This window comes from Methylobacterium sp. WL116, assembly GCF_008039455.1.
Classification (GTDB): Bacteria; Pseudomonadota; Alphaproteobacteria; order Rhizobiales; family Beijerinckiaceae; genus Methylobacterium.
The window spans coordinates 1-24,316 of sequence record NZ_VRUV01000023.1 but is presented as its reverse complement, the minus strand read 5'-3'; the positions used below and the strand labels follow the sequence as shown (position 1 = coordinate 24,316).

The window sequence follows — 24,316 nt, the reverse complement described above, 5'->3', positions numbered from 1 at the left end:
GTGCTGCGGCCGCGGTCGGCGCATAGGCCAGGGCGACGTTGGCGGCGGCGAGGTTGGGGTCGGCCGGGGGGGCGCCGGTGAACAGGCTCGCGACCGCGCTCGCCGAGGCGGCGACCGGGGCGACCACGGAGGCGACCTCGGTGGAGATGCCCTGGCGCTTGGCCGCGTAATAGTACCCGCGATTGTAGTAGCCGTAGGCCTGCGTGATGTTGCCCTGTGCCGTGCGGTAGGCGCCGGCGAGGTAGGCGACGCCGTATTTGAGGTTCGTCGCCGGGTCGAGGAGGCCGGCGGCGTCGCCCTGGTAGCCGAGGCTGCGCGCGGTGGCGGGCTTGATCTGCATCAGCCCGAGCGCGCTGCCGCCCTTGGCCTTCGGGTTGTAGTTGCTCTCGCGCTTGACCACCGCGTGGACGAAGCTCGCCGGGACGCCGTTCGCCTTCGCGTGCTGCTCGATCAGCGCATCGATGTTGTCGCGGGCTCCCTGCGCGATGGCCGGGACGGTCACGACCGCCAGAGCTGCGGCGAGGAGAAGGCGTCGATGCATCCTGAAGACCCGGTCCCGCTTGTTCTGGTCAAGCTAGGTCGGGGTCAAATGAGGCCGGAAAGCGGCTCGGATGCGGTCGCCGGTGGGCGACGAGACCGGGGGCGCCGGCCTGTGCCCGGCATGCCACAGACGTCGCCCTCCGGGCGTCAGGGCAGGATCAGCCGATCGACCGCCTCGGCGAAGCCGTCGGCATCGTTGGTGTCGGTGAGGTCGGTGGCCGCCGCCTTCACCGCCTCCTCGGCGTTGCCCATCGCCACCGAAACCCCGCTGCGCGCGAACATCGCCCCGTCGTTGCCGGCATCGCCGAAGGTGGCGATGCGGTCGCGCGCGATGCCAAGATGTTGCGCCATCCAGTCCACGAAGCCGCCCTTGTCGATGCCCGGCGGCGTCACGTCGAGGTAGTAGGCCTGGGAGCGGTGCACGACCGCGCGGCCCTCCAGGGCACCGCCGATCTCGGCCTCGCAGGCGGCCAGGTGCGCGTGGTCCCGGCTGACGCCGACGAGCTTGGAGGCGCGGCCCAGCAGGGGGGAAAGGTCGGCGACCACGTTCGGCTCGGCATCGAGGGTCCGGCGCTCGAGGTCCGTATAGGCCCCCGCCGGGTCGCGCAGGCTCCACGAGCCGTCGGCGAAGACCCAGACGTCGAGTTTCGCGGCGACGAGCCGGTCGACCGCATCCCGGGCGGTGGCCTCCGGGATCAGCCGCTCCTCGATCACGGCGAGGTCCGGGCCGACCACCGTCGCGCCGTTGAAGGCGCCCATCGGCAGGCGGAGCGCCAGGGTCTCGACGAGGCCGCGCAGGCCGACCGGCGGGCGGGCGGACGCCACGGTGAAGCCGATGCCGGCGGCGTGCAGGCGCGCCACCGCCGCGATCGTCCCCGGGCTCAGGCTCTTGTCGGTGCCGACGAGGGTGCCGTCGACGTCCGAAATCACGAGGTCGATGCGCCGTGCGCTCATGCGGATTCACTTCCGGTCCCGTTTATCTGCGCGACGACCCGCTCCGCGACCGTCTCGGGGGGATCGTCGATCCCGACGACGATCGGGTGCTCGTCGGCGGTCGGCGGTTCGAGGATCGCGAACTGGCTGTCGAGGAGCGCCGGCGCCATGAAATGCCCGTGACGACCCGCCAGCCGGCCGGCGATGAGCGCCCGGCTGCCGTCGAGGTAGACGATCCGCACCCGCCGCGAGCCGCCGGTGAGCACCTCGCGATAGGCGCGGCGCAGGGCCGAGCACACGATCACGCCGGACTCGCCCCGCTCCAGCCGGTGCTGGATCCAGACCGCGATCGAGGCGAGCCAGGGCGCCCGGTCCGCGTCGTCGAGGGCGAGCCCGGCATGCATCTTGGCGACGTGCTCGGGCGTGTGGAAGCTGTCGCCGTCGACGAAGATCCAGCCGAGCCGCTCGGCGACCAGCGCGGCCACCGTGCTCTTGCCCGAGCCCGAGACCCCCATCACCACGAGCACCTGCGCGGCGGGCCGCCCCGCCTGGTCGTTCGATCGGGACGGGCTCACGGGGCTGCGGCTCCGGGTTCGGGTTCGGCGGCGGGATCGCAGCGGACGGATAGCACGCCGCCCGCCCGAGGGGAGAACGGCCGCGTCTCAGCCGGCGCCCTTTCGAAGGCTGGGCTGAAGGTCGGCGACGATCGGGCGGACCGCCCGGTCGCGGAGGAATTGCGGCCCCAGCACCATCCGGAAATAGTCGTACGGGCCGGGCCGCTCGTTCGACATCAGGAACTGGAAATGCATCCGGAACGGCTTCCGGCAGACCTTGGCGTAGGTCTCCGGCGTGAGGATGTCGCGCACCTGCGCGGAGCGTACCAGCGGGTTGGCGATCGGGCCGCCGGCGAGCGGCAGGTCGAGGTCGAGCACGGGGTTGAAGCCGGGGAAGTTCATCCAGTCCTGCGGCGCCTGCACGTCGAGCCAGACGATCCGGCGCGAGGCGATGAGCGTGGCGACCTCGGCGCGGACGTGATCGGCGAAGGGCTGCGCGGCGACGAGGGGCAGGCCGGACCCGAGCGTGACCAGGGCGAGGGCCATGTCGTCCGCCCCGAGCTTCGGGGCGCGGGCCAGGATCCGGGCGGCGACTTCGGCGGCCGTGAGGCCGCCGGTGGAGTGGCCGACGATCATCACCTCGTCCGGCCGCTCGCCGCGGGCCTCGGCCTCGGCGATCCGCGCCAGGACGCGGTCGGCGAACACCTCGAGCCGCTCCGCGTAGTCGCGCCGCCAGCCGTTTCCGTGCTGCCAGTTGAACACCCAGTCGTTCAGCAGCTGCCAGAAGAAGAACCGGTTGAGCAACGCCTCGATCGCGACGATCCAGGCGATCCCGGCGACGACGGCGAGGGGCAGGGTCACCCAGGGCGGCCAGCCGAGGCTGTGACCGAACCAGTCGCCGAGATGGGCGTGCACCATCGTCCCGATCGCCGCGGACAGGGCCGTGAGCAGCACGACCATGACGAACGGGTAGATGACCACGTTCCCGTAGAGCCAGTTGAGCCGGTAGAACCGGAAGATCAGCCCGCGCAGCAGGGCATGCAGCGTGCCGACGACCAGCAGCAGGACGCTCAGGACCCGCGGCCGGCGGAAATCCCGCGCGACGAGGTCGTCCCAGAGCAGCACGTCGTAGGACGTCGCCGCACGCCCCGGATCCCGGCCCGGACCGACCGTCCAGCTCTGGACGAGGCCGTCCGGGCTGAGGACCGCCGGGGAGATGTCGGGCCGCGGATCGCCGAACCGCTTCGCGTGCCGGAGGAGCTCGCGCACGAACAGGAGGCGATAGCGGGTCCGCGCCTCCGGGTCGTAGCCGGGAATGAAGAACACGTGCCGTCGGCGCACCGTGCCGGGCCGCTCGGCCTGCAAGTCCGGCGGTGTGTAGGAGAGGGGCAGCCTCATGAGCGAGGAAGTTATTCCAAGTCGTGCGATGTATCGCGGGGCGGCTCGATTGCCATCCCATAGAGCTTCATTTGTACGAAAACCAGATCGCGCTTCCGGCGGGCGGCATCCCCTGCCCTCCGACCATCGGATCGCGACGGCTTCGTGTGTGCAGCGGGGATCATCACCCTCGATCCGGGCCTGCGCGGCTCAGTGTGTCCGCCCCGCTACGGACAGGGGGCTTCCGTTCGGCTAGGCGTCGAAGCCTCGAAAACGATCAGGCGATCCTGGATGCGCGTCCTCCCTCTGCTCCTGCTCACTGCGCTCGCGGTGTCGGGCTGCTCGGTTCTTCCGGCTTCGGGTCCGACGGCGCGTGCCGTGGAGGCGGGGGCGGAGCTGTCGACGCCGGAGGGGCTGCTGGCGCGCTACGAGCTGGTGGACGTGACCCCGGCGGTGATCGAGGCCCTGCGCGGGCGCCCGCTCGACAGCCTGCTGGCCTCCTTCGGCGACAAGCGCCCCTCGATCGAGCCGGTGATCGGGGTGGGCGACTACGTCTCGGTCTCGGTCTGGGAGGCCGGGTCGGGCGGCCTGTTCTCCGGCCCGCTCGTCGCCGACCGGTTCTCCGCCGGCTCGAAGTCGGCGCTGATCCCCGAGCAGGCCGTCGGCCGCGACGGCGCGATCTCGGTGCCGTATGCCGGGCGCATCCACGTCGCCGGACGCCGCACCCAGGACGTCCAGACGCTGATCGAGAACGAGCTCGCCGGCAAGGCGATCCAGCCGCAGGTGCTGGTCTCGGTCACCAAGCCGATCTCCCAGGCCGTCACCGTCACCGGCGAGGCGGTGGCCGGCGCCCGCCTGCCGCTGTCGACCGGCGGCGACCGCCTCCTCGACGTCGTGGCCTCCGCCGGCGGCGTGCGCTCGCCCGTCTCCGAGACCTTCGTGCGCCTCTCGCGCGGGGACCGCACCACCACCGTGCCGATGACGACCCTGGTGGCCAACCCGCGCGAGAACATCTACCTGCGCCCCAACGACGTGCTCACCCTGGTGCGCGACCCCCAGACCTTCCTGGCGGTCGGCGCGCTCGGCAACGCCACCGAGCTGCCGTTCTCGGCCGAGGGCATCACGCTCGCCCAGGCCTTGGCCAAGGCCCGCGGCCTGTCCGACTTCCAGGCCGACCCGGCCGGCACCTTCGTGTTCCGCTTCGAGCCGGCCGCCGTCGTGCGCCGCCTCAACCCGGCCTCGCCGCTCCTGACCACACCCGTGGTCCCGGTGGTCTACCGCATCGACATGCGCGACCCCAACAGCCTGTTCACCTCCCAGGCCTTCCGCATGCGAAACCGCGACCTCGTCTACGTCTCCAACGCCCCCTTCACCGAAGTCTCCAAGGTCGTCAGCGTCTTCTCCACCGTCGCAGGCCCCGTCGCATCCGCAGCCTCCGTCTACGCCTACTCACGGTAGGCGTTTTCCCCGCCCGACGCGGTGCCTCCGTGCGCGATGCGTCGCCGGTCGACTTGCCCGATCGCGGGTTTTCCCGGAAACAGGCGGCCGTCCGGGACGCGGCTCGGTGTTTGGTCCGCTGCCGTGCCGGAGGTGCGTCGATGCCGAGAAGGGGCCTGATGACGATCGGACGCGCTTCCCGGTTCGACCCGACCCTGGCCCAGTCCCGCATCCGCAGCCTCCGTGCCGGCCTCGCGCTGGCGGTGCTAAGCGTGGTTCCCGCCTGCGCCGACGTGGTGGTCGGCGTCGCGGTCCCGCGCTCGGGCGCCTACGTCTCGGTCGGCGAGCAGGTGCTGCGCGGCGTCGAGGCGGCGGCCCGCGACGCCAACGCGAAGGGCGGCCTCGACGGGCAGGCCATCCGCCTCGACGTGCAGGACGACGCCTGCGATTCCAACACCGCCACGGCGGTCGCCAACCACTTCGTGCGGTCCGACGTGGGCCTCGTCGTCGGGCACGTGTGCTCGAACGCCTCGCTTGCGGCCTCGGAGATCTACAGCCAGAACGGCGTCGCGATGATCACCGCGGCCTCGGTCTCGGCGAGGTTGACCGATCGCGGTCTGCCGACGATCTTCCGCGTCTGCGGCCGCGACGACGACCAGGCGCGCCTCTCGGCGATCGTGCTGGCCGAGCGCTTCCGCGACCGCAAGATCGCCTTGCTCCAGGATCTGACGCCGGCCGCGCGCGCGCTCGCCACGGCGACCAAGGACAACCTCAACCGCATCGGCATCAACGAGGCGCTGCTCTCCGCCTTCTCGCCGAGCGATGCCGACGACGCGGCCTTGGCCGACCGGCTGAAGGCGGCCGGCATCGAGGTCGCCTATTACGGCGGCGACGCCGCCGAGATGGGCCGGCTCGTGCGGATCTCGGCCGAGCGCGGCTTCCGGCCGCAATGGTTCGGCACCTCCGCGATCGCCACGCCGGATTTCGCCAAGATCGCCGGCGGGGCGAGCAACGGCGTGCTGATGACCTTCTACCTCGACCCGAGCCGCCAGCCGGCGGCGGCCGAGGTGGTGAAGGCGTTCAAGGCCGAGGGCGGCGACCCGACGGGCTCGACGATCTACGGCTATGCCGCGCTGCAGGCGCTGGTCGCGGCGGCCAACTTCGCCCACACGCAGGACCCCAGGCGCATCGCCGCGACGCTGCACGCCGAGCGCTTCGACCTCGTGCTCGGGACGGTCGGCTTCGACGGAAAGGGCGACGTCACCGCTCAGGGCTACGTGCTCTACGTCTGGAAGGACGGCGTCTTCACCCCCGCGCCGAAGTAGCCCGTCCGCTCAGGCGGCCTCGGCGGCGTCGACCTCGGGCCCGCGGCCGAGGCCGCGCAGCAATTCGGCGAGGTGCGGGCGCACGCCGAGCTGAAGCTTGTGCAGGCACCGCACCGCCGCGTCGAGCGTGCCCCACGGTCGAGCATCGCGTCCGCGAAGCCGATCATCCGCGCGTTCGGCCAGGCCGGCTCGCGGATCGCGTGCAGGCGCCGGACCAGGACCTCGGCGTCGGTCTCCGGCTCGGCGTCGCTCATCAGGATCAGCAGCGCCGCGGTCGAGCGCGACAGGCCGTAATGGCAGTGGACGAGGAGATGCGCGGCAGGTCCCGCCTCGCGGTCGCGCCCGAAGGCCAGGATCGCGGCGACGTGCTCGGGCTCCGGCGGGACGAGCCCCTCGCCCGGTCCGAGGCAGTCGTGGAAGTGCAGGGTCGTGCGCCGATGGGGGCCGTAGGCGGCGAAGTCCGCCGGCTCCGGCGTGCCCGGATCCAGCAGCGACAGCACCCGGTCGACGCCGCGGTCGCCGTGGCGCGCAAGCTCTTCCAGTCCGCAGACGGTGTGGAGGGTGATGGAGGCGGGTGTCACGACGGCGGGGCCTAGCACGGCACGTCGACGGTTTCGAGACCCGCACCGGACGTGCTAGGGGCCGCGGGATCGCAGCCGATGCCGAGGGAGGTGCCATGACGACCGTGAAGCGACGTGCGCTCCTCACCGCTGGGCTCGGAGCCGCCCTCGCCTCCCCCGCTCTTGCTTCCCCAGCACTTGCCGCCACCCCGGCCCAGGGCGGTCCCGAGGTCCGTTGGCGGCTCGCCTCGGCCTTCCCGAAGAACCTCGACATCCTATTCGGCGCGTCCGAGACGCTCGCCCGCATCGTCGGCGAGGCGACCGACGGCCGCTTCGCGATCCAGGTGACGGGTCCCGGCGAGCCGGTGCCGGCCGACGGGCTTCTCGATGCGGTCGCGGCCGGCACCGTCGAGATGGGTCACGGGCCGGCCACCGTCGCGGCCGGCAAGGATCCGACGCTCGCGCTCGCGACCGCGCTGCCCTTCGGCCTCAACGCCCGCGGCCAGAACGCGTGGTGGCTCGCCGGCGGCGCCAACGACCTGTTCGCCGACCTGCTCGCGAAGAACGGCCTGGCGAGCCTGCCGGGGGGCAACACCGGCGCCCAGATGGGCGGCTGGTTCCGGCGCGAGATCAAGACGGTCGCCGACCTCCAGGGCCTGAAGATCCGCATCGGCGGCCTCGGGGCGCAGGTGCTGGCCAAGCTCGGCGCCGTGCCGCAGGCGGTCCCGGGGCCGGAGATCGCGGCCGCGCTCGAGGCCAAGCGCCTCGACGCCGCCGAGTGGATCGGCCCCTACGACGACGAGCGCCTCGGCCTGCAGAAGGCCGCGCCGATCTACCATTATCCCGGATTCTGGGAGGGCGGCGCCATGCTGCACTTCTGGCTCAATGCCGAGACGTGGAAGGCGCTGCCCAAGCCCTACCGGGCGATCCTCCAGGCGGCCTCGGCCGAGGTCGCCGCGGACGTCCAGGCCAAGTACGACGCCCGCAACCCGGGTGCGCTCCGCCGGCTGGTGGCGACCGGGGCGCAGCTCCGCCCGTTCCCGCAGGACGTGATGGAGGCGGCGCTGAAGGCCGCCAACGACGTCTACGCCGAGATCGCGGGCAAGAACCCGGACTTCCGCCGCATCTACGAAGCGATGAAGACCTTCCGCAACGAGGAATATCTCTGGTTTCAGGTGGCGGAGTATACCTACGACAATTTCATGATCCGTGCGCGGGCGCGCGGATAAGCGCGGTGCCGCGGTTTCGGTTTTCGTGGCAAGATTGCGATCCTCGGAGGTTTGCCCGCGGCTGCAAGTCCCAAGCCGTCGCGGGATCGCACCGAAACTGTCGCGGAACAGCGTTCGATAATGCCCGATGACAATCTCGTTCCCGAGACCTTCGACGACGTGCCGGAGCGCTCCGGGCGTTGCCTGATCGTCGGCGTCGGGGTCTCCGCCGGCGGGATCGAGGCGCTGGAGGGCTTCTTCCGCGGCATGCCGAGCCTGCCGGGGCTCGGGATCGTCATCGTGACGCATCTGAGCCCGTGGCGCGAGAGCGTCCTCCACGAGATCGTCTCGCGGTTCACGGACCTGCCGGTCGAGGTGGCCGCCGACGGCCACGCGGTCGCGGAGAACCACGTCTACGTCCTGCCGGCCGATGCCGTCGTCGGCATCCGCAACGGGATCCTCGTCGTGCAGCGCCAAGGCGCCGACCAGCGCGAGCGGCACCCGGTCGACATCTTCCTCAGCGCCCTGGCGGCCGACCAGGGCGAGTATTCCGGCGGCGTCATCCTGTCGGGGGGCGATTCGGACGGGACGCTCGGCATCAAGGCGATCAAGGAGCACGGCGGCATCACGCTGGCCCAGGTCGCCAACGGCGACGGGCCGCAGCACCCGGAGATGCCCTCCAGCGCGATCGCGACCGGGTACGTCGATTTCGGCGTTCCCTCCCACGAGATGGGCGACAAGCTCGTCGCCTACCGCCGAAGCCTGTCGATGACCGATGCGATCCTGGCCGGCGGCGGTCCCGACGAGGCCGGCCGGTCTCCCGACGCGCTGCGCGGCGAGATCTACGCGATCCTGCGCGCCCAGGTCGGGCACGATTTCGGCGGCTACAAGACCAAGACCTTCCTGCGCCGGGTCCAGCGCCGGATGCAGATCCTCCAGGTCGAGGCCGTCGCCGCCTACGTCGAGCGGCTCCGCCGGGATCCGGCCGAGGTCTCGGCCTTGTTCCGCGACCTCCTGATCAACGTGACCACGTTCTTCCGCGACGCCGACGCCTTCGCCGTCCTGAGCGAGAGCGTCATCCCGAAGCTCTTCGAGGGCCGCGGCGCCGACCAGACCGTCCGGGTCTGGGTGCCGGGCTGCGCCACCGGCGAGGAGGTGTTCTCGCTCGCGATCCTGATGCTGGAGCACATGGAGACGCTGAGCGCGGTCTGCCGCGTGCAGATCTTCGCCACCGACATCGACGAGCACGCCCTCGGCGTCGCGCGGACCGGCCGCTATCCGGAGCAGCTGCTCGACGGCGTCTCGCCCGAGCGCCGCCGCCGCTTCTTCGTGCGGGACGGGGCGAGCTTCGTGCTGATCAAGCCGGTGCGCGACCTGTGCATCTTCTCGCCCCACAGCGTCATCCGCGACCCGCCGTTCTCGCGGCTCGACATGGTCTCGTGCCGGAACCTGCTGATCTATTTCGGGCTCAGCATCCAGAACCAGGTGCTGCCGACCTTCCACTACGCGCTGAAGCCCGGCGGCTTCCTCTTCCTCGGCATGTCGGAGAACCTGAGCCAGTTCGCCGACCTGTTCGCGCCGATCGACAAGAAGCACCGCATCTTCCGCAGCCGCGCCGACCACGCGACGGAGCCGCGCGTTCCGCTCGCCCTCAGCGGATTGCGCGCGATGTCCCAGATCGGAGATCTGCGGCCGCGTCAGTCGGGCAGCAGCAGCCTGGCGCTTCGCCATTCGGTCGAGGTGCAGGTTCTCGAGCGGTTCTCGCCGCCCCACGTCGCCGTCAACCGCCAGGGCGACGTGGTCTACTACTCGAACCGGACCGGCAAGTACCTCGAGGCGGCGCCGGGCCTTCCCACCCGCCAGCTCCTGACGATGGCGCGCAAGGGCCTCAGGCTCGAGCTCCGGGCGGCGTTCCGCGAGGCGGTCGACACCAACGCCCAGGCGGTGCGCGAGGGACTCGTCGTGGAGGGCGACGACGGCCGCGTGCAGATCGTCACCGTGACCGTCGAGCCCCTGGTGGCGCAGCGCTCCGAGGAACCGCTGTTCCTGGTGCTGTTCAGCGACGAAGGGCCGTCGATCAGCCGCGAGGCGGCGCAGAAGCGCTCGGTCTCGGCCCAGGACGAGGTCGCGCTCCAGCTCGAGCGCGAGCTGCGCGAGACCCGCGAGCGCCTGCAATCGCTGATCGAGGAGTACGAGACCGCGCTGGAGGAGCTGAAATCCTCCAACGAGGAGCTGGTCTCGGTCAACGAGGAGCTGCAATCGACCAACGAGGAGCTGGAGGCCTCGAAGGAGGAGCTGCAATCGGTCAACGAGGAGCTCTACACGGTCAACGCCGAGCTGAACGGCAAGGTCGAGGCGCTGGACCGCGCCAACACCGACCTGCACAACCTCTTCGCCAGCACCGACATCGCGACGGTGTTCCTGGACGCGAAGCTGGTGATCCGCAGCTACACCCCGGCGGTGACGGAGATCTTCAACATCCTGCCGAGCGACCGCGGCCGCCCGATCACCGATTTCGCCGGCCGGCTGACGCTGCCGAACCTCGCCGAGGACGTCGCCGCGATCATGCGGGGCAGCGACACGATCGAGCGGCAGATCGACCGTGGCAAGGACGCCGCACGCTTCCTGGTGCGGCTCGCGCCCTACCGGAACGGCGAGAACCGGATCGAGGGCGTCGTCGTCAGCTTCATGGACGTCACCGTGCTCGCCCGCGTCGAGATGAGCCAGCGCGTCCTGGTCGCGGAGCTGCAGCACCGGACGCGCAACCTCCTGGCGGTGGTCCAGTCGATCGCCCGCCAGACCCTCGGGACCGGGCCGGCGGTCGAGGGCTATGCCGAGCGGCTGAAGGCGCTCGGCCGGGTGCAGGGCCTGTTCGGCCGCTCCGACAGCGGTGCGGTCGACCTCGCCGAGCTGGTGCGGCTCGAGCTGCGTGCGCATGGCGGCGAGGAGAACGACCGGATCACCGTCTCGGGGCCGGCCGTCGCCCTCGACTTCGAGCACGTCCAGACCTTCGCCCTCGCGCTGCATGAGCTGGCCACCAACGCGGTCAAGCACGGTGCCCTGGCGCAGGCAGAGGCGCGCCTGGCGATCGGATGGACCTTGGGCGCGAGTCCCGCCGGCGGGCGGCTGCTCGTCCTCGACTGGATCGAGAGCGGCGTCGTCATGCCGGCCGCGCCCGAGCGCCGCGGCTTCGGGCGCGACCTGATCGAGAAGGCCCTGAGCTACAGCCTTCGCGCCCAGGCCCGATTCGAGCTCGGGACGGACGGCGTCCGTTGCCGCATCGAGATGCCCCTATGAGTTGTAGCGTCAAGAGGTTACACCTGTATCCGTCAGGCGGCGTGACCGGCGCGGCCTGCGCGGCGGCCAGGTTCGAGACGGCATGACCAATCCCTTCATTCGGAAGCTGGAGAACTTCACCCGCTTCTCCCTGGCGGATCGGAAGGCGCTCTCCGACGCGACCGCCCAGAACCTCCGCCGGCTCGGCGCGCGCGAGGACATCATCAACGAGGGCGACGAGCCGCGGGCCGTCAACCTCGTCCTGGAAGGCTGGGCCTGCCGCTACAAGCAGCTGCAGGACGGGCGCCGGCAGATCATCGCGTTCTTCCTGCCGGGCGACCTCTGCGACCCGCACATCTTCACCCTGCGCCGCATGGATCACGCCGTCGCCTCCCTGACGCCGGTGACGCTGGCCCGGATCACGCAGGAGACCATCGAGGGCATGACGGCGGCCTCGCCCCGCATCGCCGAGACGCTGTGGTGGGAGATGCTGCACAACGCCGCCGTTCAAAGGGAATGGACCGTCAGCCTCGGGCAGCGCTCGGCCGTCGAGCGCCTTGCCCACCTGCTCTGCGAATTGTATCTGCGCCTGCGCGCGGTCGGCCTCACCGAGGGGACGGCCTACGACCTGCCGGTGACGCAGGCCGACCTTGCCGACACCCTCGGCCTGTCGAGCGTCCACGTGAACCGAACCCTCCAGGAGCTGCGCGGCGCGGGCCAGATCACCTGGAAGGGCCGACGCGTGACGATCCACGACCTGCCGGCGCTTATGGCGCTCGCCCTGTTCGACCCCGGATACCTCCACCTCGATCACGAGGGCGCGCATCTCGATGCGAACTGAGGTCGGCCTCGCACCGGACGCCGAGACCTGCCAAGCTGCCCCGGAACGAAGCGACCGCTTCGCAGGGACCGGGGCCCGATGACCATCGACGGTCGGATCGCCGCGCTCGAGGCCGAGAACGCAGCCCTGCGTCGGCACCTCGGCGCGGCCGGGCTCGACCTCGGGTCGCCGCCGGCGACCTCGACCGCACCGGCGATGGTCGCGGTCCTCCATCGGACCCGCAACACCCTGGCGATGATCCGCGCGATCATCCGGCGCTCGGCGGACACCGATCGCAGCGTCGAGGAGTGCCTGATGCGCCTCGACGGCCGCCTCGGGGCGATCGCCCGCGTGCAGAGCGCGGGGATCACCGCTGCGTTCTGCGGCATCGACCTGCACTCGATCCTCGCCGACGAGCTGCTGGCCCTCCTCGCCCGCGAGGGCGAGCAGGTCGCGATCGAGGGGCCGAAGGTTCTGCTGGCGCCCCGCGCCGCCGAGGTGTTCGCGCTCGCCGCCCACGAGCTCGCCAACAACGCGATGGAATACGGGGCGCTGACGATCCCCGACGGCCGCATCGCCGTCGCCTGGCGCCTGGAGCCCGGCGCGGCGGCACCGATCCTGTCGCTCACCTGGACCGAGACCGGGCTGCACGACCTGCCGGCCGAGCCCGCGCGCTGCGGCTTCGGCACCGAGATGCTGGAGCACACGCTGCGCTACGAGTTCGGCGCGAAGACGAGCCTGGCCTACGCTCCCGGCGGCCTGCGCGGCGCGATCCGCTTCGCTCTGGTGCCGAGGATCGGCATCGTGCACGACCCGTCGGCGGACGAGGACGGGCTCGACGCGTAGGTTGTTTGGATCGGACGGTCAGGCCCCGAACAGCGCGCGGGCGATCGCGCCCGGTTCCACCGGCTTCTCGCAATGGGCGACGTCGGCGTAGCGCGGCGGCACCATCTCCCGGTCGTAGCCGGTCGCGAAGACAAAGGGGATGCCGCGTGCCGCCAGCGCGTCGGCCAGCGGAAAGACCATCTCGCCCTGCAGGTTGATGTCGAGAACGGCGGCATCGAGGTGGCGCGTCTCGGCGAGCAGCGTCAGGCCGTCGGCGACGGTGGCGGCCGGCCCGACCACCTCGGCGCCCCCCGCCTCGAAGCTGCGCGCTAGGTCGGAGACGATGAAGTCGTCGTCCTCGACGAGCAGGACGCGGCGCTTGGCCAGCGAAGCCGGCACGGTTCGGTCGCCGAAGGGGTCCATCGTGCTCACGGTTCTTCCAGCCTCGTATCCGGCGACAGTATCGCACGGATCCGCGCGAGAAAGCGGCCGTGAACGCGCGGCGGGCGCGTCCGGCGGTCAGGGCGTGCGCTTGCGCAGCACGAAGGTGCCGTAGGCGAGGAATTTCTGCGCGCGCTTGCCGGTGTCGACCTCCGTCGTGAACACGTTCCCGCGCGAGTCGACGGCAAGGTTGTGGACCCAGTGGAATTGCCCGGCGCCGCGCCCGTTGCGGCCGAAGGCGCCGAGGGTCTTCCCGGTGGCGCGCGACAGGGTGCGGACCTCGTTGTTCGCCCCGTCGGCGTTGAGGAGGAAGCTCTCGTCGGCATCGGGCCATAGGGCGAGTTCCCAGACCGAGCCGTTGGCGCGGGTGTTGGTCTCGACGAACATCTCCTTCACGAAGCTGCCGTCCTTCCTGAAGACCTGGATGCGGTCGTTGGTCCGGTCGCAGACGTAGACGAGCCCGTCGCGTGCGATCTTCACGCAGTGGACCGGGTTGGCGAATTGCTGCGACGGGGCGGCGGCGGGATCGTAGGGCGGCAGCTTGTCGTCGGTCGGCGGCCGGCCGTAGGCGCCCCACATGCGCTTGAACGCCCCGGTTTCGGAATCGAACACGATGATGCGGTGGTTGTAGTAGCCGTCGGCGACGTAGACCTCGTTGGCGGCCGCGTCGAAGTCGACGTTGGCGGGCTTGCCGAGCCGGCTGGTGTCGCGGCTGTCGGTCTGCGGCCCGGACTTGCCGATCTGCATCACGAACCGCCCGTCGACGGTGAACTTGAGCAGCTGCCCGTCGTTCGCGCCGTTGCCGGCGATCCAGACGAAGCCCTTCGGATCGACCTGGATGCCGTGCTCGTTCTCGGGCCAGTCGTAGCCCTGCCCCGGCCCGCCCCAGGAGCGCAGCACCGTGCCGGCCTGGTCGAACTCGAGGACCGGGGGCGCCGGCTTGCAGCACTTGGTCCGCGGCGGATCGAGGCTCGCCGCCTTCTCGTCGTCGGTGAGCGTGCGCGGGCGCTGGACCACCCAGACATGGTCCTGGGCATCGACCGCGACGCCGGCCGCCTGCCCCATGATCCAGTCGTTCGGCAGCGGCTTCGGCCAGGCCGGGTCGACCTCGAAGGTCGGCACCTCGACGGCACCGCACGGACCGACCGCCGTCGCGGCCCAGAACAGCCCGACCGCCAGCGTCTCGCCGAGCTTAGGCATGTGGATCTCCTCCCGGCGGCGCACTTCCGGCGCCTGCGGGCGCAGTCTGCGGCGGGTCTCGGCGGGAGGCCAGGGGGCGGGGGTGTCGGCGCGGCGCGACGGGTGACAGATCCACCACAACCGTCGGGCGCAGCGCCTCGTGACGACCGCGCCCAAGAAAAAAGGCCACTCCCGAAGGAGCGGCCCGAAGTCTAGGGAGGAAACGCCCAAGAAGGGCAACAGGACCGCGACGCCATCGCCGTCCCGCGCTGCACAATCTGATCCTCCCGATCGGAAATGCAAGGGGTTTCGGTCAGTGATCCTGTCGTTTCTCGCAGGCCGGCTCGGGTCGATCGCGGCATGTGTTGAAAATGTCGCAGGCGCGCGCACCCGTTTTTCGGCCTTCGATGGCCGGGCTGCCGCCGGTCGATAATCGGTAAGTCTATGACTAGGAACAGGTTTTAGCACCCCCGCCGGAGCATCGAAGCGGGCGGGACCGCTTGCGATCGCGTCTCGCGCGCAGCGGGACGATCGCGCTCCACGCTCTAGCTGAGCCGACACGGTTCCGCGATGCGAGCCGGACGGGGACGACGCGACGACATGGCGATTCACGAAAAGCGCTTCCGGGTCCTCAACGATGCCGCACCGCGGCAGGGCGGAACCTACGTGCTCTACCTGCTGCAGCAGGCGAACCGGGCGCATCACAATCCGGCGCTCGAATTCGCGATCGAGGAGGGCAACCGTCTCGGCCTGCCGGTGGTGGCCTGCTTCGGGCTCCTCGACGGCGCCAGCGGGTTCCCCGAGGCCAACGCCCGGCACTACGCCTTCCTGCTGCAGGGGCTCGCCGATGCGAAGTCTGGGCTCGAAAAGCGCGGCGTCGGCTTCGTGATGCGCAAGGCCTCGCCCGCCGAGATCGCCATCGACCTCGCCCGCGACGCAGCGCTCCTCGTGCTCGATCGCGGCTACCTCGCGATCCAGAAGCGCTGGTACGGCGAGATCGCGAAGGCGGTCGAGGCCCGCGTCGTCCAGGTCGAGGGCGACGTCGTGGTGCCGGTCGAGGTCGCCTCCTCCAAGCACGAGTTCGCCGCCCGCACGCTTCGGCCCAAGCTGCACAAGCTCTGGGACGACTTCCTGGAGCCGCTCTCGGCCCGCAAGGTCGCGCACGGGGCCGACGGCCTGAAGCTCGCGAGCGAGATCGACGTGTCCGACCCGATGAAGGTCCTGGCCGGCATGAGCCTCGACACCGAGATCGCACCGGTGAAGCGCTTCGTCGGCGGCGAGACCCAGGCCCGCAAGCGCCTGAAGGCGTTCCTGGCGGACGGGCTGTCCGGCTACGGCAACGGCCGCAACCGGCCCGAGGCGGCGGCCGCCTCGCACATGAGCCCCTACCTGCATTTCGGCCAGATCTCGCCGGTGGAGATCGCGCTCGCCGTGCGCGCAGCCAAGGACGGCGACGGCGACGACCGCGGGGCGTATCTCGAGGAGCTGATCGTCCGGCGCGAGCTCGCCTCCAACCACGTGTTCTACACCGACGGCTACGACGACTACGCCAAGGCGGTGCCGGACTGGGCGCAGAAGACGCTGGCCGAGCACGCGGACGATCCGCGGCCCTACCGCTACACCGAAGCGCAGCTCGCGGCCGGCGAGACCCACGACCGCTACTGGAACGCCGCTCAGGCCGAGATGCGCGAGACCGGCTACATGCACAACCAGCTGCGCATGTACTGGGGCAAGAAGATCCTCGAATGGTCGCCCTCGCCGAAGGTCGGCTTCGAGCGGACGCTGCGGATCAACAACCGCTACTTCCTCGACGGGCGCGATGCGAACTCGTTCACCAACGTCGCCTGGGTCTACGGCCTGCACGACCGCCCGTGGGCACGCCGCAAGGTGTTCGGCACCGTGCGCTATCAGAGCGAGAACTCGCTCAAGAAGTTCGATGCCAAGTCCTACGTGAAGACCGTCGAGACGCTCTGCGCGGCGGAGAAATAGCCGCCCTGCCCCTCGGGGCATAGCAAGCTCCTCGCGGGAGCATGTTCCAAGATCACCGGATCGGGGAACATGCTCTTCCTTGTCGTGAAGTCGCATTTTTCTCACGCGAGCCGCCATTCACCGCGTTCGAAAATGCTTTAAGCCACGGGGGCTGACGCAACCCGGCTCCGGTCGGCTTGCCGAGGCGAGCGTGCCCCGTCCGTGTCGAGTTCTCGCGCCATGCCGCCCCGTTTCCGCACCCGCGCGTCGATCGCGCGCCTGCGCAGCGCCTCGATCGGGGCCTATCCGCTCTGGCGCGGACGGCTGCTGTTCCTGGTCGGCGGCATCTGCGTCGGCCTCGCCGCCGTCCTGATGGCGCGATGCGCCGACGCGGCGCAGGTCGGCTTGAAGGCGCTCGTCGGCGTATCGCCGCTGGCGGCGCTCGTCGTGACGCCCGCCGGCTTCGCGCTCGCCGCCCTGCTGGCGCGAACGGTGTTCCCGAACTCGCAGGGCTCCGGCATCCCGCAGGTGATCGCGGCGCGCCACACCCGCGATCCGGGCTTTCGCCACCGGCTGATCTCGCTCCGCGTCGCCTTCGGCAAGATCGTGGTGATGACGCTGGGGCTCGCCTGCGGCGCCTCCTCGGGCCGCGAGGGGCCGACGGTGCAGGTCGGCGCGGCGATCATGGCCGCGGTCGGGCGCCTGACGCCGGACCGGCTGCCCGGCCTGATCCTCGCCGGCGGTGCGGCCGGCGTCGCGGCCGCCTTCAACACGCCGCTGGCCGGCATCGTCTTCGGGATCGAGGAGCTCGGCCGCGCCTACGAGCCGCGCTCGTCCGGCCTGATCGTCGCCGGCATCGTCGCGGCCGGCCTCACCTCGCTCTGGCTCGTCGGCAACTACACCTATTTCGGGACCAGCGACGTGACGCTGCCGCTCGGCAAGGGCTGGCTCGTCGTCGTCGTCCTCGGAGCGGCGGGCGGCTTCGCCGGCGGCGTGTTCAGCCGCCTCGTCATCCTGTTCGCGCGCGGGCTGCCGGGCCGCGCAGGCCGCTGGATCGCCCGGCATCCGATCGCCTTCGCGGGTCTCTGCGGCCTCGGCGTCGCGCTCGCCGGGCTCGCCTCGGGCGGGTCGGTCTACGGAACCGGCTACGAGGAGGCGAAGGCGCTGCTGCACGGCGATTCCGCGGCGCGGCTCGACTTCGCGCCGTTGAAGTTCTGCGCCACCGCCCTGTCGGCGATCAGCGGGATCCCCGGCGGCCTGTTCGCGCCCTCGCTCGCGGTCGGGGCCGGCCTCGGGGGCATGCTGCAGGACGTCTTCCCGGGCGTGCCGATCGGCGCGCTGGTGCTCACCGGCATGGTCGCCTACCTGGCCGGCGTGCTGCAGGCGCCGATCACCGCCTTCGTCATCGTCACCGAGATGACCCAGGACCACGCGATGATGATCCCGCTGATGATCGCGGCGGTGCTGGCCGACGCCGCCTCGAAGACGGTCTGCCGCACCGGGCTGTACCACACGCTCGCCGAGATCATGCTCGCGCGCGCCGAGCCGGCGAAGGACGAGACGCGAATCGAGGGCGAGAAATAACGGATCGAACGCGCGCGCGGGCGGGAACGGTTGAGCTTGGCCCGCATTGATCGGTCGCCTTCCCTGCCGGCCGTTCGCCGGTTCGTTCCGGAGTGTTCGGCATGACCCTTCTCAAATGGGCCCTCATCTGCTTCGTCGTCTCGGTGATCGCCGGCGGCCTCGGCTACACCGGGATCGCCTCGGGCGCCGGATCGCTCGCCCGCATCCTGTTCGGCATCTTCCTGGTCATCGCCATCGTCATCGTGGTCATCGCCTTCGCCGTCGGGCAGGCGGTGTTCTGAGGCCCGGACGGTGGCCTCGGATACGCGGCCGGGCGCCGTCCTGAACGGGCGCACCTGCCTCGTCACCGGCGCCACCTCAGGGATCGGCTACGAGACCGCCCTGGGGCTGGCGAAGGCCGGCGCCCGGGTCGGCATCGTCGGCCGGGACGCGGGGAAGGTCTCCGCCTCGGCGCGCGCGATTTCTGCCGCGGTGCCCGGGGGGGCGGTCGACACCTTCGTCGCCGACCTCTCGTCGCAGGCCGAGATCCGGCGTCTGGCGGGCGAAGTCCGTGCCGCCTACCCGCGCCTCGACGTGCTGGTGAACAACGCCGGCGCGATCTTCGACCGTCGCCTCGTCACCGTCGACGGGTTGGAGCGCACCTGGGCCCTCGATCATCTCGGCTACGTGCTGCTCACCCTCGAGCTCCTCGACCTGCTGAAAGCTTCCGGCCGGCCAGGTGCCGCGTCGCGGATCGTCAACGTGGCCTCGGCCGCCCACACCCGCGGCCGCATCGCCTTCGACGATCTCCAGGCCGAACGTTCCTACGGCCCGATGCGGGCGTATGCGCAGGCCAAGCTCGGCAACGTGCTGTTCACCTACGCGCTGGCCCGCCGCCTCGCCGGCACGCCCGTCACGGTGAACGCCCTGCATCCGGGGGTGATCGATACCGGCTTCGCCAAGAACACCGGGGGCGCGTTCGGCTTCGCCTGGAACCTGATCCGGCCGTTCCTCACCAAGCCCGCCGAGGGCGCGACGACGACGCTGCACGTGGCGACCGCGCCAGCGGTCGAGGGCGTGAGCGGCCGCTACTTCGCGCGCAGCCGCGAGACGGGGTCGTCGCGCCACAGCCGCGACGAGCGCGTGCAGGAGCGGACCTGGGCGCTGAGCCTGCAGCAGATCGGGCACGTGCCCCGGTAGGTCGCACCCGACCTTTTCCCGGACCGTCAGCCGGCCGTCGCCTCAGCGGCGACCCTGCCCATCGCGGGTACGGATGCCGCGCGCGCCTGCGCCTCGATGAACACGCGGGTCACGTTCGGGACGCGGGCCTTCAGGTCGCGGTCGAGGCGCGCCGAGACCCGTTCGACCTCGCCCGCGCTGAGGTCGTCGGCCATGTCGAGGCTGACGTTCACCAGGATGTCGGATGGGCCCATGTGCTGGGTCAGCACCTCGTTGACGGTGTTCACCCCCGCTTCCGCGCCGACCACCTCCTGGATCGCCGCGACGACCTCGGGGTCGGCGGCCTCGCCGATCAGCAGCCCGTGGGTCTCGATCATCAGGAAGATCGCCATCCCGACCAGCACGAGGCCGATGCCGACCGACGACCATCCGTCGAGGGCCGGCCTGTCGAGGACGTGCGCCAGCACCACGCCGGTCAACGCGATGACCAGGCCGATCAGGGCGGCGACGTCCTCGACCAGGATGGTGAACAGCGCCGGGTCCTTGCTGCGCCGGATCGCGCTGAGCGGCGAGCGGTCGCCCTTCTCGGCCCAGAACGCGCGCATCGCGACGAAGCAGGAGTAGCCCTCCGCCGCGACCGAGAAGCCGAGGATGGCGACGTTCACCCAGAACCCCGGCAGCGGGTAGCCGAACAGGCTCGCGTCGGCCGCCGGCTCGGGGTGTCGGATCTTGTGGGCGCCCTCGTAGATCGCGAAGATGCCGCCGCCGAGAAAGATCAGCAGCGCGACGATGAAGGCGTAGAAGTAAACCTCGCGGCCGTAGCCGAACGGGTGCTTGGCATCCGCCGGCTTCTTTGCGCGCTTCAGGCCGACGAGCAGCAGGATCTGGTTGGCGGTGTCCACCACCGAATGCGCGCCCTCGGCCAGCATGGCGGTCGAGCCGGTGAGGAAGGCGCCGACGAACTTCGCCACGGCGATGGCGAGGTTGGCGCCGGCGGCGGTGTAGATGGCGCCGGTGCTCTCATGTGCCATGCGTGTGGGGTCCTGTCCGATCGCCGGGTCGGATCGCAGCTGGGCCGCAGCGATCCGACCACAAGCGCATGGACCGCCGGGGAGTTCCGGCGGCGTGGACGCCGGAGGCGGGCCGGTGCATCCTGGATGCCGCAACCACGGGTGCCTGCATGCCGGATACGACCTACGACGCCGACAACATCTTCGCGAAGATCCTGCGCGGCGAGATTCCGGCGCACCGGGTCTACGAGGACGCCGACACGCTGGCCTTCATGGACGTGATGCCTCAGGGCCCCGGCCACACCCTGGTGATCCCGAAGGCGCCCGCGCGCGGGCTGCTCGACGCCGAGCCCACTTCGCTCGCCGCGCTCGCCGCCAGCGTGCAGACGGTCGCACGGGCGGTGAAGGCGGCGTTCAAGGCGGACGGGCTGACGGTGTTCCAGTTCAACGAGGTGGCCGGGGGGCAGACGGTGTTCCACCTCCACGTCCACGTCGTGCCCCGCTTCGAGGGCGTGCCGCTCCAGCGCCACGAGGGCGGGATGGCCGATCCGGCGGTGCTCGCGGACCACGCCCAGCGGATCCGCGACGCCCTGAAGGGCTGAGGCCTCAGGCGGCGGTCGCTGCACCGGTCGGCGCCACCCCGGTCAGGAGCCGGCGCAGGGCCGCATTCTCGGCTTCGAGCTCGCTCACGCGGCGGAGCAGGAAGGCGATGGAGGTCTCGTCCACTGCAGGTTCGGCGGCGGGCACCGCCGGCGCGGCCTTGGGCGTCTCGACCGCGAAGGTGATCCCGACGCCGTCGGCGCGCCGCCAGCGCATCGCCGAGCGGTAGGTCCGCTCCTTCTGCGGGATGAAGAGGTCGAACATCTCCGGCAGCGTCGCGGTCTCGCTGAGCACGAGACGCGCACCCGTCGAGGAGAAGTCCCGCACGAGGCAATCCATGCTCGAGGAGCCGTTGTTGAACAGGATGCGTCCCTTGAGGAACACCCTCTGCCGGACCTCGTTGCGATTCTCCGACGACATGAAACGAGCCTCAGGACCGAAAATTCAGGCTCGATCGTCCCACGGCGCCCCTTAAGGAATGCTCGCCGCGATCGCCGACTCCGCCCGGCTCACCTATAAAAAGCGCCGGTCTACGGTCTGGAACAGGTAGAAGCCGTTGAAGCGGACCCCGGTCTGCGCGGCGCGGCCGTCGAAATCGAGGGGGAGACCCGAGCTCTCGTCGAGCTTGCCCCCGAAGGTCCAGCGGCCGCCGCCGAGGAAGCTCGGGACGCGGCTGGACTCGGGAACGGCGCAGCACAGACCCTCGACGCTCTTCAGGCGGAACAGGTTGTAGCTCTGCATCGGAGAATCTCCGCTCAGCCGACCCCTCTGGCCGGATCCGTCTTACCCGACGATCCGGCTTGACCGTGTGGTTAATCACACACTCTGTCCGGTTTGTGTCGATCCGGTTTCGGGGACGTTGCGCTCCAGCTCGTCGAGCCAGATCCGGGCCGAGCCGTCGGACGGCGCACGCCAGTCGCCGCGCGGGGAGAGGGCGCCCCCGGCGGAGACCTTCGGCCCGTTCGGCAAGGCCGAGCGCTTGAACTGGCTGAACCCGAAGAAGCGGGACAGGAACACCCCGAGCCAGCGCCGGATCTCGGGCAGGCCGTAGGCGACGCGCTTGTCGGCGGGAAAATCCGGCGGCCAGGCGCCGGCCGCCGCATCGCCCCAGGCATGCAGGGCCAGGAACGCGATCTTCGAGGGCCGGAAGCCGTGGCGCAGCGTATAGAACAGCGTGAAGTCCTGCAGCGCGTAGGGGCCGATCGTGGCCTCGGTGCTCTGCGGCGCCGCGTCGGCCTCGGCGGGCACCAGCTCGGGCGAGATCTCGGTGTCGAGCACCGCGCTGAGCACGCGCCCCTCCTCCGTGCCGAACTGGCCCGAGGCGATCGTCCAGCGGATCAGGTGCTGGATCAGGGTCTTGGGCACCCCGGCGTTGACGGCGTAGTGGCTCATCTGGTCGCCGACGCCGTAGGTGCACCAGCCGAGCGCCAGCTCCGACAGGTCGCCGGTGCCGACGACGATCGCGCCGGCGTGGTTGGCCAGCCGAAACAGGTAGTCGGTGCGCAGGCCCGCCTGCACGTTCTCGAAGGTGACGTCGTAGACCGCCTCCCCCGCAGCGTAGGGGTGGCCCATGTCGGCGAGCATCTGGCGCGCGGCGGGTCGGATGTCGATCTCGGCCGCGGTGGTGTCGAGCGCCCGCATCAGCGCGTGCGCGTTCCCCTTCGTCGCCTCCGAGGTGGCGAAGCCCGGCAGGGTATAGGCCAGGATGTCCGAGCGCGGATACCCGAGCCGGTCGAACGCCTTGGCGATCACGATGAGGGCGTGGGTCGAATCGAGGCCGCCCGAGACGCCGATCACGGCCTTGCGGGTGCCGGTGGCCTCGAGGCGCTGGGCCAGCCCGGCGACCTGGATGTTGTAGGCCTCGTAGCAATCCTGCGCGAGGCGGGCCGGATCGGCCGGCACGAAGGGAAACCGCTCGATCCGCCGGATCAGCCCGAGGTCGCCCGTCGGCGGATCGAGGCGGAACGACGCCCGGCGGTAGGCCGGGCGGGAGCCCGGCCGCGCGTTGTCGTCGAAGCTGCCGGCCTGCAGGCGCTCCTGGGCCAGCAGGTCGAGGTCGATGTCGGCGAACGTCGCCACCGGCCCGGCGGCGAAGCGCTGCCCTTCCGCCAGCCGCACGCCGTTCTCGTCGATGCTGGTCTGCCCGTCCCAGGACAGGTCGGTGGTGGATTCGCCGAGCCCCGCGGCGGCGTAGATGTAGGCGCACAGGCCCCGCATCGAGGCGGCGCGCGAGAGCAGGGCGCGCGACTCCGCGCGGCCGACGGTGATCGGGCTGCCCGAGAGGTTCGCCAGCACCGTGGCGCCGGCGAGCGCGGCGTGCATGCCCGGCGCGTCGGGCACCCACAGGTCCTCGCAGATCTCGACGCCGACGATCAGGCCCGGCACGTCCTCGGCCGCGAACAGCTGGTCGGCGCCGAACGGGACCGCGTGCCCGGCGAAGCGCACCGTCTCGGCCGCGATGCCGGCGCCGGAGGCGAAGTGGCGCTTCTCATAGAACTCCCGGTAGTTCGGCAGGTGGATCTTCGGGACGATGCCGAGGAGGCGGCCGCCCTGGATCGCCAGCGCCGCGTTGTAGACCCGGTTGCGCCAGCGCACGGGCGCACCAACGAGGAGGAGGGGGCGCAGGGCCGCCGAGGCGGCGATCAGCCGTTCCGCCGCCGCCTCGACCGCATCGAGCAGCGTCGCCTGCAGAAGCAGGTCCTCGATGGCGTAGGCCGAGAGGGCGAGTTCCGGGAACACGGCCACCGCGACGCCTTGCCGGTGACAGTCTTGCGCCAGCGCCAGGATCGCGTCGGCGTTGCGCTCGGGGTCCCCCGGATGGCTGCGCCCGGTGCAGGCGGCCACGCGGGCGAAGCCCTGGGCGTAGAGGGACCGGAAGTCCCGTGGGAGTTGGGTGGGTGCCAAGGGCGTCACGACCCGCGCGAGGGAGGAGTTCCGCGCCACCTTACCGCCTGGCGGCCCGCCCCTCCAGCGGCCCACGCCGGACCGGTTTCAAGGCTCTGTTAACGACGTTCGGCCTAACTCGGATCGACCGTTCCGGGCGGGACGGCCTTCCGTGTTTCGAGTTTTTGAGAACCCATGCGCGCATCGGGACGGCCTCCCTATTCTCATCGCGACCCCTCTCGCCCCAGTCGCGGCGGCGACCGCCCGAGCCTCACGCTCGGCGCGCTGGCCCATCGGCTGATGTCGTTGCGGGCCAGCCTGACGCGGCGCCTCGTCGGCGGGCCGCAGCGCCCGAGCTACGCCATCGCCGGTACCCGGCCGGCGCCGAGCTGGCTCACGCCGCCGAACGCGATGCTGGGTCGCGGCGCCGAGCCGGATGCCGGCGGCTGGACCGATTCGCGGGCCGGCCAGGATGCCGTGTTCGCCCATGCCTGGCCCGCCGAGATCTTCGACGACCGGGCGACCCTCGACATGCTCGACGGCGCCCGGCCCGAGAGCCGGATCGACGCCTCCGCCTCCTCGCCGGGCGTGCTCGTGCGCTCGCCGCGCCGGCCCGCCGCGATCACGCCGGAGGACAT

At 71.0% G+C, this 24,316-nt stretch carries 22 protein-coding genes and 1 pseudogene; 12 read left to right on the top strand and 11 right to left on the bottom strand.

Going from position 1 to position 24,316, the window contains the following annotated elements; genetic code table 11:
- The 4 genes from FV223_RS04185 to FV223_RS04170 form a co-directional block, all read right to left on the bottom strand.
- Positions 1-541 (bottom strand): transglycosylase SLT domain-containing protein (locus tag FV223_RS04185; protein ID WP_147725614.1); only part of this gene is annotated, 541 nt, incomplete at its 3' end.
- A 146-nt stretch (positions 542-687) separates the two neighbouring features.
- Positions 688-1,494 carry a Cof-type HAD-IIB family hydrolase gene (locus FV223_RS04180; protein ID WP_147725613.1) on the bottom strand — a complete coding sequence of 269 codons (807 nt, stop codon included), beginning with the start codon at positions 1,492-1,494 and terminating at the stop codon, positions 688-690.
- A complete protein-coding gene (locus FV223_RS04175) occupies positions 1,491-1,988 on the bottom strand; it encodes a gluconokinase (protein WP_147725619.1) in 498 nt (165 codons plus the stop codon). Before FV223_RS04175 ends, FV223_RS04180 begins: the two co-directional genes overlap by 4 nt.
- 147 nt (positions 1,989-2,135) lie before the next feature.
- Positions 2,136-3,425, bottom strand: a complete 1,290-nt coding sequence (locus FV223_RS04170) for an alpha/beta hydrolase (protein ID WP_147725612.1) — start codon at positions 3,423-3,425, stop codon at positions 2,136-2,138.
- A gap of 270 nt (positions 3,426-3,695) precedes the next feature.
- Between FV223_RS04170 and FV223_RS04165 the strand changes: the two genes are divergently transcribed.
- The gene (locus FV223_RS04165) at positions 3,696-4,862 is read left to right on the top strand and encodes a polysaccharide biosynthesis/export family protein (protein WP_147725611.1); all 1,167 of its coding nucleotides are present in this window, start codon (positions 3,696-3,698) and stop codon (positions 4,860-4,862) included.
- 158 nt (positions 4,863-5,020) lie between these two features.
- Positions 5,021-6,166, top strand: coding sequence for a branched-chain amino acid ABC transporter substrate-binding protein (locus FV223_RS04160; RefSeq protein ID WP_147725610.1), 1,146 nt, complete (start codon positions 5,021-5,023; stop codon positions 6,164-6,166).
- A 9-nt stretch (positions 6,167-6,175) separates the two neighbouring features.
- On the opposite strand, the pseudogene FV223_RS04155 reads toward FV223_RS04160, so the two are convergent.
- Positions 6,176-6,747: pseudogene (locus tag FV223_RS04155) on the bottom strand (protein-tyrosine-phosphatase).
- A 95-nt stretch (positions 6,748-6,842) separates the two neighbouring features.
- Here FV223_RS04155 and FV223_RS04150 point away from each other — a divergent pair.
- The 4 genes from FV223_RS04150 to FV223_RS04135 all read left to right on the top strand — a co-directional run bounded on the left by FV223_RS04150 (position 6,843) and on the right by FV223_RS04135 (position 12,876).
- Positions 6,843-7,955: an ABC transporter substrate-binding protein gene (locus tag FV223_RS04150; RefSeq protein WP_147725609.1), complete on the top strand. Its 1,113-nt coding sequence runs from the start codon at positions 6,843-6,845 to the stop codon at positions 7,953-7,955.
- A gap of 120 nt (positions 7,956-8,075) precedes the next feature.
- Positions 8,076-11,231 carry a CheR family methyltransferase gene (locus FV223_RS04145; RefSeq protein ID WP_147725608.1) on the top strand — a complete coding sequence of 1,052 codons (3,156 nt, stop codon included), beginning with the start codon at positions 8,076-8,078 and terminating at the stop codon, positions 11,229-11,231.
- Between the two features lie 82 nt (positions 11,232-11,313).
- Positions 11,314-12,051, top strand: coding sequence for a Crp/Fnr family transcriptional regulator (locus tag FV223_RS04140; RefSeq protein ID WP_147725607.1), 738 nt, complete (start codon positions 11,314-11,316; stop codon positions 12,049-12,051).
- Between the two features lie 78 nt (positions 12,052-12,129).
- The gene (locus FV223_RS04135; RefSeq protein ID WP_147725606.1) at positions 12,130-12,876 is read left to right on the top strand and encodes a sensor histidine kinase; all 747 of its coding nucleotides are present in this window, start codon (positions 12,130-12,132) and stop codon (positions 12,874-12,876) included.
- A gap of 18 nt (positions 12,877-12,894) precedes the next feature.
- On the opposite strand, the gene FV223_RS04130 is transcribed toward FV223_RS04135, so the two are convergent.
- Positions 12,895-13,278 carry a response regulator gene (locus tag FV223_RS04130; protein ID WP_147725618.1) on the bottom strand — a complete coding sequence of 128 codons (384 nt, stop codon included), beginning with the start codon at positions 13,276-13,278 and terminating at the stop codon, positions 12,895-12,897.
- 96 nt (positions 13,279-13,374) lie between these two features.
- A complete protein-coding gene (locus FV223_RS04125) occupies positions 13,375-14,496 on the bottom strand; it encodes a hypothetical protein (protein ID WP_243947399.1) in 1,122 nt (373 codons plus the stop codon).
- 579 nt (positions 14,497-15,075) lie between these two features.
- Here FV223_RS04125 and FV223_RS04120 point away from each other — a divergent pair.
- The 4 genes from FV223_RS04120 to FV223_RS04105 all read left to right on the top strand — a co-directional run bounded on the left by FV223_RS04120 (position 15,076) and on the right by FV223_RS04105 (position 19,206).
- A complete protein-coding gene (locus FV223_RS04120; RefSeq protein WP_147725605.1) occupies positions 15,076-16,464 on the top strand; it encodes a deoxyribodipyrimidine photo-lyase in 1,389 nt (462 codons plus the stop codon).
- 219 nt (positions 16,465-16,683) lie between these two features.
- Entirely contained in the window at positions 16,684-18,027 is a 1,344-nt protein-coding gene (locus FV223_RS04115; protein ID WP_147725604.1) for a chloride channel protein, read from the top strand.
- Between the two features lie 101 nt (positions 18,028-18,128).
- Positions 18,129-18,308, top strand: a complete 180-nt coding sequence (locus tag FV223_RS04110) for a DUF1328 family protein (protein ID WP_147725603.1) — start codon at positions 18,129-18,131, stop codon at positions 18,306-18,308.
- 40 nt (positions 18,309-18,348) lie between these two features.
- Positions 18,349-19,206 carry an SDR family oxidoreductase gene (locus FV223_RS04105; RefSeq protein ID WP_147725616.1) on the top strand — a complete coding sequence of 286 codons (858 nt, stop codon included), beginning with the start codon at positions 18,349-18,351 and terminating at the stop codon, positions 19,204-19,206.
- A gap of 26 nt (positions 19,207-19,232) precedes the next feature.
- Here FV223_RS04105 and FV223_RS04100 read toward each other — a convergent pair whose 3' ends face one another.
- Positions 19,233-20,216, bottom strand: a complete 984-nt coding sequence (locus FV223_RS04100) for a cation diffusion facilitator family transporter (RefSeq protein ID WP_147725602.1) — start codon at positions 20,214-20,216, stop codon at positions 19,233-19,235.
- 149 nt (positions 20,217-20,365) lie between these two features.
- Here FV223_RS04100 and FV223_RS04095 point away from each other — a divergent pair, with 149 nt between their 5' ends.
- Positions 20,366-20,797: an HIT family protein gene (locus FV223_RS04095; RefSeq protein ID WP_147725601.1), complete on the top strand. Its 432-nt coding sequence runs from the start codon at positions 20,366-20,368 to the stop codon at positions 20,795-20,797.
- A 4-nt stretch (positions 20,798-20,801) separates the two neighbouring features.
- On the opposite strand, the gene FV223_RS04090 is transcribed toward FV223_RS04095, so the two are convergent.
- The 3 genes from FV223_RS04090 to FV223_RS04080 form a co-directional block, all read right to left on the bottom strand.
- Positions 20,802-21,215 (bottom strand): PilZ domain-containing protein, encoded by a 414-nt coding sequence (locus FV223_RS04090; protein WP_147725600.1) that lies wholly within the window; start codon positions 21,213-21,215, stop codon positions 20,802-20,804.
- 93 nt (positions 21,216-21,308) lie between these two features.
- On the bottom strand, positions 21,309-21,536 hold the full coding sequence (locus FV223_RS04085; protein WP_147725599.1) for a hypothetical protein: 228 nt from the start codon (positions 21,534-21,536) through the stop codon (positions 21,309-21,311).
- Positions 21,537-21,611: 75 nt separating this feature from the next.
- Complete coding sequence (locus FV223_RS04080; RefSeq protein ID WP_147725615.1) at positions 21,612-23,708, bottom strand: NAD(+) synthase; 2,097 nt, start codon at positions 23,706-23,708, stop codon at positions 21,612-21,614.
- A 270-nt stretch (positions 23,709-23,978) separates the two neighbouring features.
- Between FV223_RS04080 and FV223_RS04075 the strand changes: the two genes are divergently transcribed.
- Positions 23,979-24,316: hypothetical protein (locus tag FV223_RS04075; protein WP_187276057.1), on the top strand; the 338-nt coding region annotated here is incomplete at its 3' end.

Bases quoted from the DNA above. Each gene is read 5' to 3' on its own strand.
- FV223_RS04180 (WP_147725613.1), bottom strand. From the start codon at position 1,494: ATGAGCGCACGGCGCATCGACCTCGTGATTTCGGACGTCGACGGCACC.
- FV223_RS04175 (WP_147725619.1), bottom strand. From the start codon at position 1,988: ATGGGGGTCTCGGGCTCGGGCAAGAGCACGGTGGCCGCGCTGGTCGCC.
- FV223_RS04170 (WP_147725612.1), bottom strand. From the start codon at position 3,425: ATGAGGCTGCCCCTCTCCTACACACCGCCGGACTTGCAGGCCGAGCGG.
- FV223_RS04165 (WP_147725611.1), top strand. From the start codon at position 3,696: ATGCGCGTCCTCCCTCTGCTCCTGCTCACTGCGCTCGCGGTGTCGGGC.
- FV223_RS04160 (WP_147725610.1), top strand. From the start codon at position 5,021: ATGACGATCGGACGCGCTTCCCGGTTCGACCCGACCCTGGCCCAGTCC.
- FV223_RS04150 (WP_147725609.1), top strand. From the start codon at position 6,843: ATGACGACCGTGAAGCGACGTGCGCTCCTCACCGCTGGGCTCGGAGCC.
- FV223_RS04145 (WP_147725608.1), top strand. From the start codon at position 8,076: ATGCCCGATGACAATCTCGTTCCCGAGACCTTCGACGACGTGCCGGAG.
- FV223_RS04140 (WP_147725607.1), top strand. From the start codon at position 11,314: ATGACCAATCCCTTCATTCGGAAGCTGGAGAACTTCACCCGCTTCTCC.
- FV223_RS04135 (WP_147725606.1), top strand. From the start codon at position 12,130: ATGACCATCGACGGTCGGATCGCCGCGCTCGAGGCCGAGAACGCAGCC.
- FV223_RS04130 (WP_147725618.1), bottom strand. From the start codon at position 13,278: ATGGACCCCTTCGGCGACCGAACCGTGCCGGCTTCGCTGGCCAAGCGC.
- FV223_RS04125 (WP_243947399.1), bottom strand. From the start codon at position 14,496: ATGCCTAAGCTCGGCGAGACGCTGGCGGTCGGGCTGTTCTGGGCCGCG.
- FV223_RS04120 (WP_147725605.1), top strand. From the start codon at position 15,076: ATGGCGATTCACGAAAAGCGCTTCCGGGTCCTCAACGATGCCGCACCG.
- FV223_RS04115 (WP_147725604.1), top strand. From the start codon at position 16,684: ATGCCGCCCCGTTTCCGCACCCGCGCGTCGATCGCGCGCCTGCGCAGC.
- FV223_RS04110 (WP_147725603.1), top strand. From the start codon at position 18,129: ATGACCCTTCTCAAATGGGCCCTCATCTGCTTCGTCGTCTCGGTGATC.
- FV223_RS04100 (WP_147725602.1), bottom strand. From the start codon at position 20,216: ATGGCACATGAGAGCACCGGCGCCATCTACACCGCCGCCGGCGCCAAC.
- FV223_RS04095 (WP_147725601.1), top strand. From the start codon at position 20,366: ATGCCGGATACGACCTACGACGCCGACAACATCTTCGCGAAGATCCTG.
- FV223_RS04090 (WP_147725600.1), bottom strand. From the start codon at position 21,215: ATGTCGTCGGAGAATCGCAACGAGGTCCGGCAGAGGGTGTTCCTCAAG.
- FV223_RS04085 (WP_147725599.1), bottom strand. From the start codon at position 21,536: ATGCAGAGCTACAACCTGTTCCGCCTGAAGAGCGTCGAGGGTCTGTGC.